This window comes from Fictibacillus sp. 7GRE50 (assembly GCF_015903875.1).
Taxonomy (GTDB): domain Bacteria; phylum Bacillota; class Bacilli; order Bacillales; family Fictibacillaceae; genus Fictibacillus; species Fictibacillus phosphorivorans.
Map to the genome: position 1 here is coordinate 220,634 of NZ_JACZDW010000003.1, position 16,019 is coordinate 236,652.

The following is a 16,019-nucleotide window of genomic DNA, read 5'->3' on the forward strand; positions in this document are numbered from 1 at the left end:
ATCCTATAATAAGATTAGCAAGTCTCATATTTAAGGGGTGTTCATATGTTTGAAATCATCATTATTCTTTTACTTTCTTATTTACTCGGCTCGATCCCCTTTGCACTCTTAGTTGGAAAAATAGGATACGGCATTGACATTAGAGAACATGGAAGCGGTAACTTAGGCGGTACGAACACATTTAGAACACTAGGAAAGAAAGCTGGATTTATTGTTTCTGCAGCAGATGTTTTAAAAGGAACACTGGCTGCGAGTCTACCGATATTGCTGGATGTTGACCTTCATCCTCTTATCGCAGGAGTACCTGCTGTAATCGGACATTGTTATCCTGTGTTCGCAAAATTCAAAGGCGGCAAAGCAGTTGCTACTTCTGGTGGCGTTTTATTATTCGCTCAACCGTTATTGTTTGTACTCGTCTTGTTCACTTTCTTTTTGACATTATACATAAGTAAATACGTTTCTCTGTCATCCATCATGGCTGGAGTTGGTTCTGTAATACTAAGTTTCTTCATAGCAGGTGATTGGCTGACTACGTATATCTTAATCGGTTTTACACTGTTCTTAGTCTATCGACATAGACAAAACATTGTACGAATCGCTAAGAAAACTGAGCCAAAAGTTAAATGGATTTAGGAATCGTTCTTTTAAAAAAGGACGGTTCTTTTTTTATTCCATATTGATCTACATGGACAAGGTTTACTTCATACCTTTTCATATGGTTTTCTGATAAAAGTCGAAAAATAGGCTCTTCTCCTAAAAAAGTACAGGCGATTTCACTAAAAACTCCGCATTTGTCCGTGTCCGTTTAGGTGTTTCGGTCATATGGTGTAATGTGACGTTGACCTAGACTTAAATATTTGGAGGGACTGAAATGGAAAATAAAAAAATGAATATGCCTTATGGTGACAATATGAACATGAACATGAAGCCGGTAGCGAACATGCCGATTCATCATGGTGATTATCATGGCGGAGGCTATGGTGGCTATGGACACGGATGCGGCTTTTTAATTATTGTTGTTCTATTCATCCTGTTGATCATTATCGGTGCTACTGCGTTTCATTGTAAAGAAGAAGAAGAATACGAATGTGACGAATCTTCATCTTCATCTTCATCCTCATCTCATTAAGTCATCATATTTTAAAAAAAGAAAGAGAGAAGCAGATCAGCTTCTCTCTTTCTTATGTTCAAAAATCCATTTATACTAGACGTAGTGATTTAACAATGCTCATCATATGCTCCGAGAAGATTCTCAAGAATCTCTTCAGGTGCATGATTTTCAATGTTATGACGATGAATAAAATGAACGACTTTTCCATCCTTTAATACAGCCATCGACGGTGAAGATGGTGGGATCTCCCCAAAAAACTCTCTCATTTGAGCTGTCGCTTCTTTATCTTGGCCAGCGAAAACCGTTACAAATTGGTCAGGTTTTACCGTATGATTGATAGATGCAACAGCGACTGGACGAGCAAGACCAGCAGCACATCCACAAACAGAGTTGATAACAACTAGTGCTGTACCTTCTGTTTCTTGCATAAAATAATTCACTTCTTCTGGTGTTTTTAATTCTTCAAATCCAGCACGTGTTAGTTCGTCTCTCATCGGCTGAGCCATCTGTTTCATATATTCTTCATAAGCATTCATATTATATATTCCTCCTGAAAACGATTCATTTACATACAATGTTATTATAACGTAAACCGTCTATCTTTTTAAAATGTTTCTGCTTATCTCATGAATCTTCTTGTTCTCTAGAATTTTCACTGTTTCGTTATGAGCGTTGAAAGCTTCTTTTATCATTGCTCTTGCAACAGCGCTTGCTTCAATAGGTTCATATTTATTAGGATATATAAAGGGTAGAGCTTTATATAATTTTTCAGCAAATCTTTCTCCCAACCTAAACTCTTCCCGATCCCCTATTAATAAAGACGGTCTAACAATCGTCAAAGTCGGAATGCTCATTGAGATCAACTGAGATTCCATGCTACCTTTTACTCGATTGTAAAAAAACGTAGAGTTTGCATGAGCACCCATAGCTGAAATTACAGAAACATGCTGTATATTTAACGTATGAGCAAGTCTTCCAAGTTTAATTGGAATATGTAGGTCTACTTCTTCAAATGCTTTCTTAGATTTTACTTTATTCATCGTCGTTCCGATACAGATGAACATAACATCCGCTTCTGTTTGTTCTAGCTCGTAATCAGCTGCTGTAAAATCAAAAATAACTTCTTTTATCTTTTCATGCTTTATATCAGATGACTTTCTAACAAGCAGAATGATCTCTTTACACATAGGATCAGTCAATAATTGCTTCACAACTTCTTTTCCTACTAATCCGCTTGAGCCTGCTATAATTACTGTTTTCTTATTCATATCATACGGTCCTTTCTGCTACTAATAAACTTATCTTACCATGAGCTGAGGTGTATATGGATGAACCATACTTATTTTATTACCGGTTACCCTGGATTTATAGCTTCAAAGCTTGTAGATGCTCTTCAAAAAAAGTACCCTTCTTCTACGTTCTATTTATTAATTCTAAAGCATGAACGTGAACTAGCTGAACGAAAATTAGCACCACAACTCGATAACGTTTTTCTGATAGAAGGAGATATAACAAAACAAGATCTCGGACTATCTTCTAACACGATCCTAGAACTTAATGAACGGATTACACATTCTGTACATCTTGCGGCTCTTTATGATCTGACCATTGCTTATGAACCTGCACATCTCTGCAATGTTATCGGTACAAAAAACGTCCTAACTTTTGTTAGTAAATGTCCTAACCTAAAGCGTTTTTGTTATTTCAGTACCGCTTACGTTTCTGGGGATGAAAAAGGATTGATCTTGGAAAATGACATAAGCATGCCTAATCGTTTTCGTAACTATTACGAACAGACAAAACACGAAGCTGAAGTGCTTGTTCGTGATATGATGGACCAACTACCGATTACAATCATCCGACCTGGTATTATTGTGGGTGATTCAAAAACAGGGGAAACTCTCAAGTTTGATGGTCCCTATTTTATGATGCAGTTTATAAAACGGCTAGCTATGTTCCCAATTCCCTATATAGGAAAAACATCTTCTAAGATCCACCTTGTTCCAGTGGATTTCATTATTGAGGCTTCTCTATTCCTCATGCACGATCGTGTAGGTGAATCCAAAACGTATCATGTGCTTAGTCCCGATTCACCCTCCATACAAAAAGCATATACTCTTTTATGCCAAGAGCTATCAGGAAAAAAGCCAAGCTGGACGTTAAACCTGAGAGTAGCTGAACGTTGCTTATCCATTTCTTACATTTCCAAGTGGCTTGGTGTTCCACTTGAAACCCTATCTTATTTTTCTCATGATGCTATATATGATACTTCACAACTCGTAAAAGACTTGGAAGGGTCAGGCATCGTTTGTCGGTCATTTGAAGAGTATGTAGGATCAATGGTTCACTATTATAAAAACAATGCTAAAGATAAAAATTTAATAAGATACTAAAAAGGGTGACGTGCTTCGTCACCCCTTTTCTTATACTGAATTATGATTCTTACTGACAACACTGGCACCAAGTGTATCTTTAAAGTGGGATAGTCCCCTTCGTGACCAGACGCTCAAAAACTTTAAAAGTGCGTTTTTGTGAACGACAAGCGTGAAGCCTCTATTGTAAGCATCCACAGCAGTAAGTAGTGCACATATATCTGTACAAACTCCTGTCAAATACAGCCCTAGTATCCCTTTTCTCTCCGTTTAATCTCCAAGTCGGTTCCAGCAAATGCGCTGTACCTCGTCTTATCTAACCATAAATTTGATTGCTTCGTCTTTTTGATTATCAACATATACTTTGTTCAATTCACCATAAGAGGAGGAAACAGTTTACTTTCAGGTTCATAACGATCGTTTCTTCGTGTATATCATTTGAGAATACAACGTAACCTTCTTCCGGCAGAAACTGCTCTTTTCACTCTATAACTCGACATTGAATCTGCTGACCGGGTCTGCCACACGTTAATTTAGCATCATTCTTTCACAAGACCCTCTGATTAACCAAGTGTTTCAATTTCTACACTACGGATACCATCAATCTTTTTCACATCATCATAAAGATCTGTAGTATACCTTTTTTCGTAGATGGAAGCTGCCATCTCCATTTTTTTGTAGTCATTCTCAAGGTCCTTAATTCGAACATTAACGATTTTCACTTTTAGTTCATTGATTTCTTTCATAACATCACTCATTATCGTATCTGGGTTGACGACTAATTTCAACTTGATGTCAATCTGCCTTAATGCTTTTGGACCGATCCATTTCATGATTAGAGGAATCAGTTCCACACTGATAAGAATTAAAAACGCACCTGCAGCAGCCTCTTTATAAAAACCAGCTCCTGCCGCAATTCCTAATCCAGATGCTCCCCATATCATAGCTGCAGTTGTTAGTCCTGAAATGACATCGTTGCTTCTTCTTAAAATAACACCGGCTCCAAGAAAACCAATCCCACTAACAATCTGAGCAGCTAAACGCATAGGATCCATGACTGTTTGGCCAGATAGAAGTGAAAATTGTCTAGCAGATTCTATGCTAACAATCGTGAGCAAACAACTGCTGATGGAGATTACAAGGCTCGTTTTAAGACCAACGGGTTTGTTCTTCAACTCCCTCTCTATACCGATAATCAACCCGAAGAATGCCGACATTCCAAGTTTTACTAAGACAAGACTCATGATGTTTACACCTCTCTCCTGTTTTTGCCCTCTTTTAATAATACGCAAATCATCCCATTAAATCCTTCTAACTTCAAGAACGATTCCCGTTGAATCATGACGTTGCTCCGTATATAATAGAAATTGATTTTATCAGAAAATAAAGATTATTCAGTAAAAGGAGGTATAGAGAACTAATTTCATTCATTTTAATAAGAGGAGGAAAAGCATTGTTACCAAAAAAACAGCAAAATTACGAACATTCAAGGTACAGTGAAATCGTTAAAACGAATCAGTTTCAGCAATTAATGGCTGAGAAAAAACGTTTCATCCTTCCAATGACCCTGTTTTTTTTACTGTTTTATTTCAGCCTTCCCATCCTAACTGCTTATACAAATGTACTGAATCAGAATGCGATCGGCGATATTACCTGGGCTTGGATCTTTGCTTTCGCTCAGTTTATCATGACGTGGGCTCTGTGTATGATTTATACAAAACGAGCGAAACGGTTTGACGAACTCGCTGAAAAAGTGATAGCCGATATGGACAAGGAGGCTTCCTCATGAATGGTACAGCATTTTCTTTGTTTCTAGGAATCGTTGCTCTTACTTTAGTCATAACCTATTTTGCTTCTAAAAAAACAAAAACAACGAGTGACTTCTACACAGCTGACGGTGGATTGACCGGGATGCAGAATGGTCTTGCAATCGCCGGAGATTATATGTCGGCCGCTTCATTCCTCGGTATTGCGGGCACGATCGCATTATCTGGGTTTGATGGCTTCTTTTATAGCATCGGTTTTCTTGTGGCATATTTGGTCGTGCTGTTCTTAGTAGCTGAGCCTCTTCGTAATCTAGGGAAGTATACGATGGCTGATATGATTGCTGCGAGGTTTAATGATAAGAAGGTTCGTGGTGTTGCGGCATTGAATACGATGGCGATCTCAACATTCTATATGGTCGCTCAATTAGTAGGTGCTGGTGCTCTTATCAAACTATTACTAGGTATTGAGTACATATATTCGGTACTTATCGTAGGAGTATTGATGACGGTTTATGTGGTATTCGGTGGTATGACAGCCACATCATGGGTACAAATCGTAAAAGCCATTCTATTGATGCTTGGTACGTTTATCATCTCTGTCATGGTGTTCGCAAAATTTGGTTTCAGCTTTACAGAAATGTTCAATCAAGTTAAAAACGCCACCCCACTAGGCGAATCGTTCTTGAACCCCGGTAATAAGTTCAAAGATCCGCTTGATACGATCTCTTTAAACTTAGCACTTGTCTTAGGAACTGCAGGTCTTCCTCATATACTTATCCGTTTCTTTACGGTAAAAGATGCTCCTACTGCTAGAAAATCGGTTGTTTACGCGACTTGGTTGATTGGCGCTTTTTACATCATGACAATCTTTTTAGGATTTGGTGCTGCAGCTTTTGTAGGACAAGATCAGATCGTAGCTGCAAATGCAGCTGGAAATATGGCAGCTCCACTGTTAGCCGAAGTACTTGGAGGAGAGTTTTTGTTTGCTTTTGTTTCTGCTGTTGCGTTCGCTACCATCCTAGCTGTCGTAGCTGGTTTGGTTTTGTCAGCAGCTTCTGCTTTTGCTCATGACTTTTATACACATATCATCAGAAAAGGTCATGCAACAGAAAAAGAACAGATGAAAGCCGCAAAATGGGCTTCAGTAGGGGTAGCGATCATCTCCATCATACTGGCATTGTTCGCACAAAAACTAAACGTCGCTTTCTTAGTCTCTCTCGCCTTTGCTGTAGCAGCTAGCGCGAATCTTCCAATCATTCTTTTAACAATTTTTTGGAAGCGCTTTAATACAGCAGGAGCCGTGACGGGAATGTTAGTAGGACTCATTAGTTCACTTGTTTTGGTTATGATCTCACCAAGTGTATGGTCTCCTGTAGAAGGAGCGGCAATTCTTACGGGGGAAGCCATCTTTCCACTTGCTAATCCAGGGATTGTTTCCATACCACTAGGGTTCTTAGGCGCTATCATCGGAACGTTGCTTACTAAACCATCAGACGTTGATAAGTTTAATGAAATTTTAGTAAAAGCAAATACAGGGTCCGGCCTTCGTAAAGGTGCTTGATGATAAAAGGCTGTTTTTGTATTCATTGTTGCTATTGAAAGTATTGATTTCCGTTTCAGATGCTCGCTTTCCGTGGGGCAGGCGTCTCGATCCTTCCACTACAATCAAAAGTCTAAGAAGTAAATAAAAAGACTTAAAAGTACAATCTATTAGAAAACGCTTTATCAAAAAAACCGGCTATTAATCAGCCGGTTTTTTGATGGATTCAGATTGTTTTGGAACAAAGGGATAAAATAAGATCCCTGATGCCAGTAAAGCGATTCCGAACAAGAAGGTTTTGATATCTGCGGTACCAGCATAGATGACCCACAACGAATAAATGGCAGCTACTGCTGCAATGATCCCATCTGTTGTTCGATTTCTTCCTGATTTTTCATACGTCTCTCCTCTCATAACGAGCTTCAACTGATAAAGAGACGCGAACAAATATGGTACTAGAAAAGCTAATGTTGCTATAAAAATCATAAAATCAAAAGCAGATGCCATCGATTGAGAAATCACAGAAAACAAGAAAAGCTGTGTGCATAGGTTCGTGATCCAAAGAGAGAAAAAGGGTGCGCCTTTTTTGTTTTCTTTCAAAAAGTTTGTTATGAACATTCGTTGCTGTGCTGCCTGAAAAGGGACTTCTGCAGAAAGTAAAACCCAACCTACAGTTGCTCCCAATAATGAGATCACTCCTAAGGCAGCCATGATCATACTTCCAGAAGGCCCGATAGCTGCCATTAACGAATCAACTAGAGGTTTTTGAGAGTTGATCAATTCCTGTTGCTGCAGTGTTCCCATAACTAGCAATGTAATACTTAGATATAAAGCAAGTGCTATTAAAAGTCCTAGGATTGTCGCTTTTTTTACATCGCTTTTCTTTTTAGCACGTGTTGCAAAAACAACTGCAGATTCTACTCCTACAAATGCCCATAATGTTGCGATTGCAGCATTATTTATCTGTGATAGAAAACCAGAAGTAACACCGCCTTCACTCTCGATCGGCTCATAAAAAGGGACGAGATTGCTGCTTTGGAACGCAAATAGACATGCTAGTATAAATAGTAAGAATCCTAAAACTTTAGCTAAAGTAGCTATAAAGTTTACCTTCCCTGCTCCCTCAATACCGTTAAGAATCAAAAAGTGAACGCTCCATAAAAGAATGGAACAGATAATAAAGGTGATGACTCCTCCTAGTTTCACAGATGTACCCATCACAGTAAATAAAATTGTTCCGTTCGTCATAACAGGGAAAAAGGTAGAAAGATAACTTGCAAACGTAGTGATGATCGCCACATTACCTGACCAATTAGCTACCCAATATCCCCAGCTTACAAGGTACCCGGCTAATAGTGATGATTGCGAATCTTGTTTGAACAAAGCTTTCGCATAGTTTTGTGGCCCTCCATTTAACTCTGGCTTTCTTAAACTCAAATTTCCGAATACAAGAGCTGTCATCAATACACCAAAACCTGTAATCACCCAGGCTGTTAATACACCAGATGGACTAGCTACTTCTGCTAATGATCGTGGCAACATGAAAATACCCGATCCTACCATATTTCCTACTACAAGCGCTGTTAAAACCCAAAAGCCCAGATTTCTTTTCAAAGTAATTCCACCTTCCTCTAGGCTTATTTTACCCAATGAAGGACATTGCAAATCCTGTTGTTATATGGATTAGAAAGGCTATATGAAAAGTAAGAATCGAAAATAAAAAAATTAGTGATAAAAAATATAAGCATATATATATAGAAAATACCCCTCAAAAAGAAAAAAAGCCTGATTATCAGGCCTTTCCCCTTAGATTTGAAGATATGTTTTTCCGTCTTCTTGAACGATTTTTTCTTCTTTCATAAGTTTACCAAGAGCTCGTTTGAATGCAGCTTTACTCATCTGAAAAGTCTCTTTGATCTCTTCTGGAGATGACTTATCTGTTAGAGGCATCTGTCCTTTGTTTTCTCTTAAATATTGATAGATGCGTTCAGAATCCTCACTATAGGCAATTTCTTTTCTAGCTCTCATCGATAAGTTCATTCTTCCATCTTCTCGAACGAACGCTACACGAGCTCCTAGCTTCTGACCAAGACGAGGCTTAACCTTTAACTCATCGTTATGAATGAATCCGATGTGCTGTGACTCAGTGAACAGAAGTACACCCGCTTCATTAATCTTATAAACATATCCTGAAGTTTGTTGATTAAACATTTCTTCTGTTGCCGCTTCTGCTTGTTCTACCATCTCTTCTTCTGTAGCTAAGTCAGCAAAGATTCGGCCTTTTTTATCTAATTTCATGCCTGAATATACACGGTCACCAAGATGCGGCCATTCATCCCATGATTCTGGAAGATCGTCTTTTGATAAGAGAATATCTTTCTTAATGCCGATATGAAGAAATACCCCTAACTTCCGATTCACACCTGCTACTTCTAGCCAAGCTAATGAATCGAGACGAACTTTTGGAATAGTTTCTGTCGCAGCAAGTCTGCCTTCGTGATCTTGATATAAAAAGACTTCTACCATGTTTCCTTCTTCATGTTTGCTCTTTGCTTCAGATCGATGTAAAAGAACTTCTTTCCCATCTTCAAGATCTAAAACATAGCCTAGATCAGAAATCCGAACAACTTTAAGTGTATACACTAAACCAGGTTTTTTTGTATCCATATTTTCATTCCTTTTTTTAAAAGATAGATAATAAAAAAGAAAAAACCTACATAGTAGGTTTTCGCCTTCTTGTTCTTAATTATTCATCCTTATTTTCTTTGGATGCTTCCAATTCCATCAGCTTTTTTACTAAAATATGCTGAGGCATATGCATCAACTGTTCAAGAGGCACGTTTAGCGCTTTTGCTAATTTCACCGCAGTATCAGCTGAAAGTTGTAATGGTTTCATATGCATCCCTCCTACAGAAGTATAGCAGTTTATAAGGCTACTTTACACTATTTCTTAAAATAGTCCTACTGCTTTCCCGTCTTCTGATACATCCATGTTGTTTGCTGCAGGTACTTTTGGAAGTCCTGGCATCGTCATGACATCACCTGTAAGAGCAACGATGAACCCAGCTCCAATCGACGGTTTAAGTTCTCTAATCGTAATCGTAAAGTTTTCTGGACGACCGAGTTTTTTTGGATCATCTGAGAATGAATATTGAGTCTTAGCCATACATACAGGTAATTGATCCCATCCGAAATCAGTGTACTGCTTCATTTGCTTTACAGCTTTGGGTGAGAACTGTACTTCTCCTGCTCCGTACACTTTTTTACAGATCGTCTCTATTTTTTCCTGTAAAGAAACGTTCAGTTCATAAAGAGGTTTGTAGTTATTCGCTTCTGTTTCAATGGTTTCCAACACTCTATTCGCCAATGCCTCTCCACCTTGTCCGCCTTTAGCCCAAACATCAGCTTCTTCGGCAGCAACACCTTTTCTATTGCACCAATCTTTTATGAAAGCGACCTCTTCGTCCGTGTCCGTCACAAATTTGTTGATCGCAACAACAACAGGTACCCCAAATTCTTTCAATGTTTCTAAATGTTTCTCAAGGTTTGGCATCCCTTTTTGAAGAGCATCTAAGTCCGGGTTCTTCAAATATTCTTTTGCAAGACCTCCATGCATCTTAAGTGCTCTTACTGTAGCAACAATAACAACTGCACTTGGATGGATACCCGCATATCGCGCTTTAATATCTAAGAACTTCTCCGCTCCAAGGTCAGCCCCGAATCCTGCTTCTGTTACGACCATCTCACCGAGTTTAGAAGCTAGCTTTGTCGCGATAACACTGTTACAGCCATGAGCAATGTTTGCAAAAGGGCCACCATGTACAAGTGCTGGCGTGTTTTCTAATGTTTGTACAATATTCGGGCGAATCGCATCTTTTAAAAGTAATGTAAGTGCTCCATGAGCATTCAGATGTCCGGCGGTAACGGGTTGATTGTCGTAATCAAACGCCACTACCATCTTAGAAAGTCTCATTTTCAAGTCTTCTAGGTCATTTGCCAAACAGAAGATCGCCATCACTTCTGATGCAACCGTAATATCGAATCCATCCTCTCGTGGAACACCTTGAACGGGTCCGCCTAAGCCGATGACGATCTTTCTTAATGCTCGATCATTCATATCTAATGCACGCTTCCAAACGATTCGGCGCGGATCTATGTTCAATTCATTTCCTTGGTGTATATGGTTATCGATCAATGCTGCTAATGCGTTATTAGCAGTTGTTATGGCATGCAGGTCTCCTGTGAAGTGAAGATTAATATCTTCCATCGGCATCACTTGAGAGTATCCTCCACCTGCTGCACCACCTTTAATACCCATGCTAGGGCCAAGTGATGGTTCACGTAAAGCGATAATCGTTTTCTTTCCAACACGATTGAGTGCTTGTCCAAGCCCCACGGTTACCGTAGACTTGCCCTCTCCAGCTGGTGTTGGACTAATTGCTGTTACTAAGACGACTTTTCCATCTTCAACATTCTGAAGTTTTTGAAACAGATCTAATGATAGCTTTCCTTTGTATCTTCCATAAGGCTCCCAATCATCTTCTTCAATTCCTAGTTGTCCTACAATTTCTTCGATTCGAAGCATTTTCGCTGATTGGGCAATCTCGATATCACTTTTGAACGTAACCTTTTCTAGCATGTTGATTTAACCCTCCATCATATGTAATTGACTCCACTCTCTATTGTATATGAAACAAGTATGTGATGCGATTAGTTTTTCTATTACAACTTCTAATCATGTAGTTTACTTGCTAAGAGGTTATCGTATAATAAGAATGGAAAGAAATACTAAGTGTTAATTTTAAGGAGGCAGGTAAAATGGCAAAAATTGATGTACGTGGATTTGGTACATATGAGATTGAAAATGGAAAAAAACTTGTAAATGCACTTGAAGACAACGGAATTGACATTCTTCACCGCTGTGGAGGCAAAGCGAAATGTACAACATGCCGAGTGGAAGTATTGTCAGGAGATCTAGGACCGATCGGTGAGAATGAAGCTAATATTATCGCTACGAAGGGTCTATCAGGTAATGTAAGGTTGTCTTGCCAGATTTGTGTGAGTGAAGATGCATCGATCAATCCAGTTCTTACAGTAACATCAGAAGGATTAGACGCTGGACCTCGACCAGCAGAAGAGTGTTAGTCTAGATTCTAAATAACTAAAAAAGGCCATTATTTTGGCCTTTTTTTAATACAGATCATTCACTTTGTAATGACAACCTAAATTAAGAATGTTGATTTTGGATGTTTATTTTCTCTTCCTATGAAAACTTACTCACTTTTTGCCTTCCCACTCTCCAAAAAACTGCTCTAGAAAGTTTTCTAGAAAGGCATGCCGGTCATCTGCTAGTTTTTTTGCATAAGGAGTATTCATCCCATGCTTTAATTTTAACAACTTTTCGTAGAAGTGATTAATAGCTGTACTTCTTTCATTCCGATACTGCTCTTTTGTCATCGTCTCTCGAACAGGAATCGCAGGGTCATACATTAATTGTCCTTTTGCTCCGGAATACGCAAATGTTCTTCCGATTCCGATCGCTCCAATCGCGTCTAAACGGTCGGCATCCTGGACGACCTTACCCTCAATTGATTCCATCTCTTTTCCACTGCCGCCTTTAAATGACATCGTAGAGATGATCGTCATAATATGCGTGATGTATGCTTTTTCCACGGAAATGGATTCTAACCATTGTTTCACTTCTTTTAGACCTTCTTCTTCAGTTTCAGCAATTTTTTCGTCAGCTATGTCGTGTAAAAGTGCAGCCATCACACAAACAAAATGGTCTGCACCTTCTTTTTCTGCAATGTTCAGAGCTAGATTTTTAACACGATAGATGTGATACCAATCATGACCACTGCTCTCATCTCTTAACTTATCTTTTACAAACGTCTCTGTTTGTTCAATCATTTTCTCTTTCATGCTTACCCCACTGTACAAGAATGTTTTCTTTCGTTGTTGGTTTGTAACCGGTCTAGTAGTTCATACGCTTTTTGCTTTGAGGTGATATTTTCGTTTACTAAAGACTCTAGTACTGCAATAAAGTAACTTCCGTCAAACGATAACTGTTTAATTAATGTGACTTCTAATGCTATTTTCACTTGAGGTTCACTTGCGTCCGTGTAATGTCTCCCGAAATCTACAAAATGAAGGTCTCCATCACTTAGACGAAACCCTTTTGAAGCTAATAATGCTATATAGTCGTCTAGAACGTTCTCATTCATGTCTACCTCAACCCCAAAATCAAAAGATTCTAGTAAATTGTACCAGTTATATTTAGGAATTATCAATGACTTCTTTCTTAGCTCTTATGATTTTTCCGTTCAATGCTTGTGTTACAAGATGATCTGCATCTTTGTTCTTGTTTCTAGCCACCCATTCATAAACAGGTTCGATCTGAAGTTTCTTCAATAGTGTTTCGATTTTATCTGCCCAGTTCTGGAGGTTCGTTTCATAACATGGCCATTCCCCTTTGAGCTGCTCGATGACAACCTTCGAATCTCCTTGAATCCTAACTTCTTCATATTGGACGCCAAGTTCTTCAAGTTCTTTTACAGCAATCCACAATGCAGCATACTCCGATTCATTATTCGATTCAATATTGGTTAGACTTGCATTCTTTTTAATACGATAGGTTATACCGTTTTGAGAAAAATGAATAATAATGCCTTGACCACTAGTTCTCGTTTCCGACTTAAAACCTCCATCAAAATAAATAGAGATATCTTTTGGTTCTTCTTTTTTGACTTGCGTTAATTTAGTCAGCTCTTTCTTCGTCCAAGTTACATCTTTTGTATCGATGAAGACCAATTCAGACACTCTTCCGGTCTTCTCTAAATCAGTTGCAGTAAAAAGGGCTTCAGTAAGCGGCATAGGGTCAGAAACAAACCGAACCTTAAAGGGGGATTTTGGATGTTTATACATATACTCGATTGAGAAGTTCATAGTAATCTCCTTTTTGTTTTTTATAAAGTCCTTTATAATACGAATATAATCATATAGAGGAGAGAAAGAATTGATAGAGATATACATTGATGGTGCAAGTGCAGGGGATCCCGGGCTTTCAGGAGCTGGCGTATATGTAAAAGTCGGAAACGGCACTACACATTCGTATCGTTTTCCAATCGGTACGATGAGTAACCATGAAGCAGAATATAGAGCTCTTATACATGGTTTAGAATTATGTATTGAACATAATTGGAGAATCGTATCGTTCCGAACAGACTCTCAAGCAGTTGAGAGCGCTGTGGATAAAAAATTTGCTAAAGATAAACGGTATACAAAACTTTTAGAAGAAGCTCTAGCGCTTTCAGAGCAATTGGATCTGTTCTTTATTAAGTGGATTCCTTCAAAGCAAAATAAGATCGCTGACGAACTTGCACGACAAGCCATTCAATTAAACAAGAGACCGTCAGATGTTTAGAAAGACTTGGTTTGCAGACTTCAATCTACTCCTTGTAGCTCTGATCTGGGGTTCGACTTTCGTTATCGTCCAGAAAGCAATTGCATTTTTAGAACCTTATTCATTTAACAGCGTGCGTTTTTCCATTGCCGCCATAACATTATTGCTAATTATCTTCTTGTTTAACCGTTCGTCACTCAGTCATTTTACAGACAAAAGTATATGGATCAGCGGTATCATACTTGGCTTTTGGCTATTTTTAGGGTACGGATTTCAGACCGTCGGATTGTTATATACCACGTCTTCAAAAGCTGGGTTCATAACAGGATTAAGTGTTGTCTTAGTGCCTTTGTTCAGCTATTTATTGTTAAGAAACAAACTGAATTGGCAAGTAGGGATTAGCTCTCTTTTAGCTGTAATCGGTTTATATTTATTAACGATCCACAACAGCCTCTCGTTGAACACTGGCGATGGTTATGTACTATTATGTGCTATTTCATTTGCTCTTCATATCGTGTTCACAGGAAAGTTTGCTTCATCATACAACGCTATATGTCTAACGATTATCCAACTTGTGACCGTTGCTGTATTTAGTTTTATAACTGCAATCATGATGGAAGATTGGCAGCAGTTGTTCACGGCCCAGTTGGTTCAACAGCCGGAAGTAATCAGTGCTCTACTAATTACCTCATTCTTTGCAACTGCTCTCGCTTTTTTGGCTCAAACACACTTTCAATCGTTTACAACGCCTGCACGAGTGGCTTTAATCTTTGCGATGGAACCTGTTTTTGCGGCACTTACTGCTTATATCATGCTGAATGAACGACTGGGTTCAAAATCATTGTTAGGATGCGGGTTGATTTTACTCGGCATGATTTTATCTGAAATAAGGTTCAATAAAAAGTTGATAAAACGCAAACAAAAAGAGTGGGATCTTACTTAACCCACTCTTATTTGAATCTCTAATTCTTCTAATGCGCTTCGAACACTCTGTTTATCTAAAGTATATCTGCATTCTTCTAAGTCTCTGTCGACTACTTCAGGAACATCTGTAAAAATCGTACATAAATCTTTGCTAAGAACAGCCATCTCGCGCCCTGCTTCAAGTTTCTTCAGATACCTCTTATATCTAGGATCTAGAGTCTCAAAATTTTCATAAATCGATTCAACAGCACCATATTGTTGTATGAGTGGAAGTGCCGCTTTATCACCAACTCCCGCTACACCAGGAATATTATCACTCTTATCACCTAATAAAGCTTTCACATCAATCCACTGTGCAGGTGTGATTCCATACTCTTCTTGGAAGTGATTCAGTGTATACTTCAGCTCATCTCTTTTTACTGTAATAAGCTGCGAAGTCTTCTCGCATAGAAGCTGTAAAAGATCGCGGTCGTTGCTGTAGATGATACATTCTCCGTCACGTTCGTTTCTCCAGCGATACGCAAGTGTACCGATGATATCATCCGCTTCATATCTAGGAATCGTAAGCTGCGTGATTCCGATGTTATCAAAAAGTTGAACAAGTGTCTCAAATTGCTGGATAAGAGGCTCAGGCAACTCGTTTCTTGTCCCTTTGTAATCAGCAAACTTTTCTCTTCGGAGTGTCTCATCACGTTTAACATCCCAAGCTACTACAATGTGAGAAGGCTCATGATCTCGAACGAGCATAAGCAGTTTCTGAATGGTAACACGTATGGCATTCGTAAACTGCCCTTTTGAGTTTCGAGGAAGATCATGCATTTCTTTTCCATAAGCTGTTGCAAAATAACATCTGCTAAGGAGATTAAATCCATCAATTAACAGTAATACTTCTTTCTTTTCCATC

General features: G+C 38.7%; 19 protein-coding genes and 1 pseudogene. 8 read left to right on the forward strand and 12 right to left on the reverse strand.

Features of this window, described 5'->3' with window-relative positions:
* Nucleotides 1–45: 45 nt before the first annotated feature.
* Both plsY and IHV12_RS12305 read left to right on the forward strand, forming a co-directional pair.
* Entirely contained in the window at nt 46–633 is a 588-nt protein-coding gene (plsY, locus tag IHV12_RS12300) for a glycerol-3-phosphate 1-O-acyltransferase PlsY (RefSeq protein ID WP_197127876.1), read from the forward strand.
* Between the two features lie 307 nt (nt 634–940).
* Nucleotides 941–1,054, forward strand: a pseudogene (locus tag IHV12_RS12305) (YjcZ family sporulation protein); the annotation flags it as partial.
* 164 nt (nt 1,055–1,218) lie between these two features.
* On the opposite strand, the gene IHV12_RS12310 reads toward IHV12_RS12305, so the two are convergent.
* Both IHV12_RS12310 and IHV12_RS12315 read right to left on the reverse strand, forming a co-directional pair.
* Nucleotides 1,219–1,647 (reverse strand): BrxA/BrxB family bacilliredoxin, encoded by a 429-nt coding sequence (locus tag IHV12_RS12310; RefSeq protein ID WP_197127875.1) that lies wholly within the window; start codon nt 1,645–1,647, stop codon nt 1,219–1,221.
* Between the two features lie 60 nt (nt 1,648–1,707).
* Nucleotides 1,708–2,379 (reverse strand): NAD(P)H-binding protein, encoded by a 672-nt coding sequence (locus IHV12_RS12315; protein ID WP_197191075.1) that lies wholly within the window; start codon nt 2,377–2,379, stop codon nt 1,708–1,710.
* A 60-nt stretch (nt 2,380–2,439) separates the two neighbouring features.
* Between IHV12_RS12315 and IHV12_RS12320 the strand changes: the two genes are divergently transcribed.
* Nucleotides 2,440–3,504, forward strand: a complete 1,065-nt coding sequence (locus IHV12_RS12320; RefSeq protein WP_197191076.1) for an SDR family oxidoreductase — start codon at nt 2,440–2,442, stop codon at nt 3,502–3,504.
* A gap of 30 nt (nt 3,505–3,534) precedes the next feature.
* Here IHV12_RS12320 and IHV12_RS22690 read toward each other — a convergent pair whose 3' ends face one another.
* Both IHV12_RS22690 and IHV12_RS12330 read right to left on the reverse strand, forming a co-directional pair.
* Nucleotides 3,535–3,723 carry an isochorismatase family protein gene (locus IHV12_RS22690; protein ID WP_231620730.1) on the reverse strand — a complete coding sequence of 63 codons (189 nt, stop codon included), beginning with the start codon at nt 3,721–3,723 and terminating at the stop codon, nt 3,535–3,537.
* A 323-nt stretch (nt 3,724–4,046) separates the two neighbouring features.
* Complete coding sequence (locus IHV12_RS12330; protein WP_197127872.1) at nt 4,047–4,727, reverse strand: MgtC/SapB family protein; 681 nt, start codon at nt 4,725–4,727, stop codon at nt 4,047–4,049.
* Between the two features lie 209 nt (nt 4,728–4,936).
* Between IHV12_RS12330 and IHV12_RS12335 the strand changes: the two genes are divergently transcribed.
* Both IHV12_RS12335 and IHV12_RS12340 read left to right on the forward strand, forming a co-directional pair.
* Complete coding sequence (locus IHV12_RS12335) at nt 4,937–5,272, forward strand: DUF485 domain-containing protein (RefSeq protein WP_197191077.1); 336 nt, start codon at nt 4,937–4,939, stop codon at nt 5,270–5,272.
* A complete protein-coding gene (locus IHV12_RS12340; protein ID WP_197127870.1) occupies nt 5,269–6,810 on the forward strand; it encodes a solute symporter family protein in 1,542 nt (513 codons plus the stop codon). Before IHV12_RS12335 ends, IHV12_RS12340 begins: the two co-directional genes overlap by 4 nt.
* A 180-nt stretch (nt 6,811–6,990) precedes the next feature.
* Here the strand turns inward: IHV12_RS12340 and IHV12_RS12345 are convergent, their stop codons facing one another.
* The 4 genes from IHV12_RS12345 to IHV12_RS12360 form a co-directional block, all read right to left on the reverse strand.
* Nucleotides 6,991–8,409, reverse strand: a complete 1,419-nt coding sequence (locus IHV12_RS12345; RefSeq protein WP_197191339.1) for an amino acid permease — start codon at nt 8,407–8,409, stop codon at nt 6,991–6,993.
* A gap of 186 nt (nt 8,410–8,595) precedes the next feature.
* Nucleotides 8,596–9,456, reverse strand: coding sequence for a CvfB family protein (locus IHV12_RS12350; protein WP_197127869.1), 861 nt, complete (start codon nt 9,454–9,456; stop codon nt 8,596–8,598).
* A gap of 79 nt (nt 9,457–9,535) precedes the next feature.
* Nucleotides 9,536–9,685: a YycC family protein gene (locus IHV12_RS12355; protein WP_082861366.1), complete on the reverse strand. Its 150-nt coding sequence runs from the start codon at nt 9,683–9,685 to the stop codon at nt 9,536–9,538.
* Between the two features lie 54 nt (nt 9,686–9,739).
* Nucleotides 9,740–11,428 carry a formate--tetrahydrofolate ligase gene (locus IHV12_RS12360; RefSeq protein ID WP_197127868.1) on the reverse strand — a complete coding sequence of 563 codons (1,689 nt, stop codon included), beginning with the start codon at nt 11,426–11,428 and terminating at the stop codon, nt 9,740–9,742.
* Between the two features lie 179 nt (nt 11,429–11,607).
* Between IHV12_RS12360 and IHV12_RS12365 the strand changes: the two genes are divergently transcribed.
* Nucleotides 11,608–11,934, forward strand: coding sequence for a 2Fe-2S iron-sulfur cluster-binding protein (locus IHV12_RS12365; RefSeq protein WP_137789531.1), 327 nt, complete (start codon nt 11,608–11,610; stop codon nt 11,932–11,934).
* Between the two features lie 132 nt (nt 11,935–12,066).
* On the opposite strand, the gene IHV12_RS12370 is transcribed toward IHV12_RS12365, so the two are convergent.
* From IHV12_RS12370 to IHV12_RS12380, 3 genes are read right to left on the reverse strand one after another with little or no spacing between them, the layout of a single operon-like run.
* Nucleotides 12,067–12,711 (reverse strand): HD domain-containing protein, encoded by a 645-nt coding sequence (locus IHV12_RS12370; protein WP_197191078.1) that lies wholly within the window; start codon nt 12,709–12,711, stop codon nt 12,067–12,069.
* Nucleotides 12,712–12,713: 2 nt separating this feature from the next.
* Nucleotides 12,714–13,079 carry a DUF6123 family protein gene (locus IHV12_RS12375; protein ID WP_197191079.1) on the reverse strand — a complete coding sequence of 122 codons (366 nt, stop codon included), beginning with the start codon at nt 13,077–13,079 and terminating at the stop codon, nt 12,714–12,716.
* Nucleotides 13,066–13,821 (reverse strand): reverse transcriptase-like protein, encoded by a 756-nt coding sequence (locus IHV12_RS12380; RefSeq protein WP_370568806.1) that lies wholly within the window; start codon nt 13,819–13,821, stop codon nt 13,066–13,068. Before IHV12_RS12380 ends, IHV12_RS12375 begins: the two co-directional genes overlap by 14 nt.
* Between IHV12_RS12380 and IHV12_RS12385 the strand changes: the two genes are divergently transcribed.
* Nucleotides 13,805–14,212 carry a reverse transcriptase-like protein gene (locus IHV12_RS12385; RefSeq protein WP_197127864.1) on the forward strand — a complete coding sequence of 136 codons (408 nt, stop codon included), beginning with the start codon at nt 13,805–13,807 and terminating at the stop codon, nt 14,210–14,212. The two genes, IHV12_RS12380 and IHV12_RS12385, sit on opposite strands and share 17 nt — an antisense overlap.
* Nucleotides 14,205–15,134 (forward strand): DMT family transporter, encoded by a 930-nt coding sequence (locus IHV12_RS12390; protein ID WP_197191081.1) that lies wholly within the window; start codon nt 14,205–14,207, stop codon nt 15,132–15,134. The genes IHV12_RS12385 and IHV12_RS12390 overlap by 8 nt, the downstream gene beginning before the upstream one ends.
* On the opposite strand, the gene IHV12_RS12395 is transcribed toward IHV12_RS12390, so the two are convergent.
* Complete coding sequence (locus IHV12_RS12395) at nt 15,131–16,018, reverse strand: 5'-3' exonuclease (RefSeq protein ID WP_197127862.1); 888 nt, start codon at nt 16,016–16,018, stop codon at nt 15,131–15,133. The genes IHV12_RS12390 and IHV12_RS12395 overlap by 4 nt on opposite strands.
* Between the last annotated feature and the right edge of the window lies 1 nt (nt 16,019).